This window comes from Kitasatospora sp. NPDC101157, from assembly GCF_044768255.1.
GTDB lineage: Bacteria > Actinomycetota > Actinomycetes > Streptomycetales > Streptomycetaceae > Kitasatospora.
In genome coordinates this window covers 61,263-63,632 of sequence record NZ_JBIWPL010000034.1, presented here as the reverse complement: position 1 = coordinate 63,632, position 2,370 = coordinate 61,263, and the positions used below count along the sequence as shown (strand labels likewise).

The following is a 2,370-nucleotide window of genomic DNA, read 5'->3' as shown; positions in this document are numbered from 1 at the left end:
GGGCGGGGCGGGGCCGGCGGGGGCGCCCGCCCCCCCCCGGGCCGCGGGGGGGGGGGGGGGGGGTCCGCCCCCGGGGGGGGGGGGGCGGGGCCCGCCCCCCCCCCCCACCGCACGGCTTTCCACGACCAGCAGGGAGACCCCACCGGTGAGCGAGGACCACGCCACCTCCGCCGGCCCGTTCGCGGCCGCCGACGCGCTGTCCGGCCATCCGCTGTTCGCCCGGCTGGCCCGGATCGGCCAGCGGCTGCGCGAGGCGGACCGCGCGCACCCCTGGGTGCTGGACGCGGCCGTGGTGGCCGTCGTCTTCCTGCTGTTCTGTCTGCCCGACCTCTTCCCGGGCCACGGCGACGGCGGCCCGCACGAGCACCGCCGCGCCCTGGTCCGCCCGCCGTTGCCGGCCACCCTGGCCCTGCAGGCGGGCCTGGTGCTGCCGCTGCTGTGGCGCCGGCGGCGGCCCACCGAGGCCTTCGCGGCGATCATGGCGGTGTTCGTGCTGCAGTGGTCGCTGGGCATCGGCCTGCGCGCCGACGTCGCCCTGTTGGTGGCGCTCTACAGCCTGGCCCTGCACGGCCGGCTGCGGCACCTGGCCTGGTCCTGCGCGGTGATGGCCGGCGCGATGGCCCTGGTCGCGGTGGAGGTCTCCGGCGGCGGGCTGCCGGTCGGGGACGCCCTGTTCTTCCTGGTCAGCGCCGCCACCGCGGCCGTCGCCCTGGGCATCGCGGTGCGCATCCGGCGGGCCCAGCTGGCCGGACTGCGCGAGCGGGCCGCCCGGCTGGAGATCGAGCGCGACCAGCGCAGCCGGCTGGCCGCCGCCACCGAACGCACCCGGGTGGCCCGGGAGATGCACGACATCATCGGTCACAACCTGTCCGTCATCGTCACCCTGGCCGACGGCGGGGCCTATGCCGCCCAGGCCTCCCCCGAGCGCGGCCGGGAGGCGCTGCAGCTGATCGGCGAGACCAGCCGCCAGGCGCTCGGCGAACTGCGCCGGATGCTCGGCGTGCTGCGCGACCAGGCCGACCGGACCGCCGAGTTCAACCCGCAACCCGGCATCGCCGACCTGGACGGGCTGTGCGCCCGGATCCGCGCCGCCGGGCCCCAGGTGGTGTACACCGTCGGCGGGGACCTGGACCAGCTGGACCGCGGCGTCCAGCTGATGGCCTACCGGATCGTCCAGGAGGCCCTCACCAACAGCCTCAAGCACGCCGGCCCCGAGACCCGGGCGCACGTGACCCTGACCGCCGACGCCACCCGGCTGCGGGTGCGGGTCCGGGACAGCGGGCCGCCCGGCGGAGCCCGCCCGCCGGTGCGCCCGGACGGCGAGGGGCACGGCCTGGCCGGGATGCGCGAACGCGCGGCCGTCTACGGCGGCACCGTCACGGCGGGCCCCGGCCCTGGGGCAGGATGGACCGTGGAGGCCGTACTGGACCTCACCCCCGACCCGACAGGCGGCCACCCGTGACCACCGTCCTCATCGTGGACGACCAGCCACTGCAGCGCTACGGCTTCCGGATGCTGCTGGAGAGCCAGCCCGACACCGAGGTGGTCGGCGAGGCCGCCCACGGCGCGGAGGCCGTCCGGCTGGCCGCCGACCTGCGGCCCGACGTCGTCCTGATGGACATCCGGATGCCCGGCATGGACGGCATCGAGGCCACCCGCCGGATCGTCGCCGGCGGCGGACGCTCACGGATCCTGGTGCTCACCACCTTCGACCTGGACGAGTACGCCCACGCCGCGCTGCGCGCCGGGGCCAGCGGTTTCCTGCTCAAGGACGCGCGGCCGGAGGAACTGCTCGCCGGGATCCGGGCGGTGGCCGAGGGCGACGCGGTGGTGGCCCCGGCCATCACCCGGCGGCTGCTCGACGCCTACGCCCACCACCTGCCGGTCCGCCCGCCCGGCGCGGCGCCGGTGGTGGACCCCCGGCTGGAGGCACTGACCGAGCGCGAGCGGGAGATCCTGGTGGCCATCGCGCAGGGCTGGACCAACAGCGAGATCGCCCAGCGGCTGGTGCTGGCCGAATCGACCGTCAAGACGCACGTGAGCCGGGTGCTGGCGAAGGTCGGCGCCCGGGACCGGGTGCAGGCGGTGATCTTCGCCTACGACCGCGGTCTGACCCGGCCGAACCCGCCGGTCACGGGCTGAGCCGGCGGCACCGGGGAATCCGCGTTTGTTCACCTGCCGTCCCCCGTAAGGGCTTTCGCGTCGCCGAACGTTGACAACCCGGCCTCAGCACGGCGGGCGACGGACGCGGCGCCGGCCCCCCGGGGGGGGGCGGGGGGGGGGGGCGGGGCCGGGGGGGGGGTGCCCCCCACTGGGTTTTGTACAGCCCCCCCGGGGGGGTTGGGGGGGGGGGGGGGGGCCCCCCCCCCC

2 protein-coding genes are annotated in these 2,370 nt (G+C 77.5%); both read left to right on the top strand.

The window, feature by feature from the left end:
- The first annotated feature begins 145 nt into the window (after positions 1-145).
- A complete protein-coding gene (locus tag ACIRVF_RS38570; RefSeq protein ID WP_402828959.1) occupies positions 146-1,462 on the top strand; it encodes a sensor histidine kinase in 1,317 nt (438 codons plus the stop codon).
- The gene (locus ACIRVF_RS38565) at positions 1,459-2,142 is read left to right on the top strand and encodes a response regulator (RefSeq protein WP_402828957.1); all 684 of its coding nucleotides are present in this window, start codon (positions 1,459-1,461) and stop codon (positions 2,140-2,142) included. Before ACIRVF_RS38570 ends, ACIRVF_RS38565 begins: the two co-directional genes overlap by 4 nt.
- Positions 2,143-2,370 lie beyond the last annotated feature (228 nt).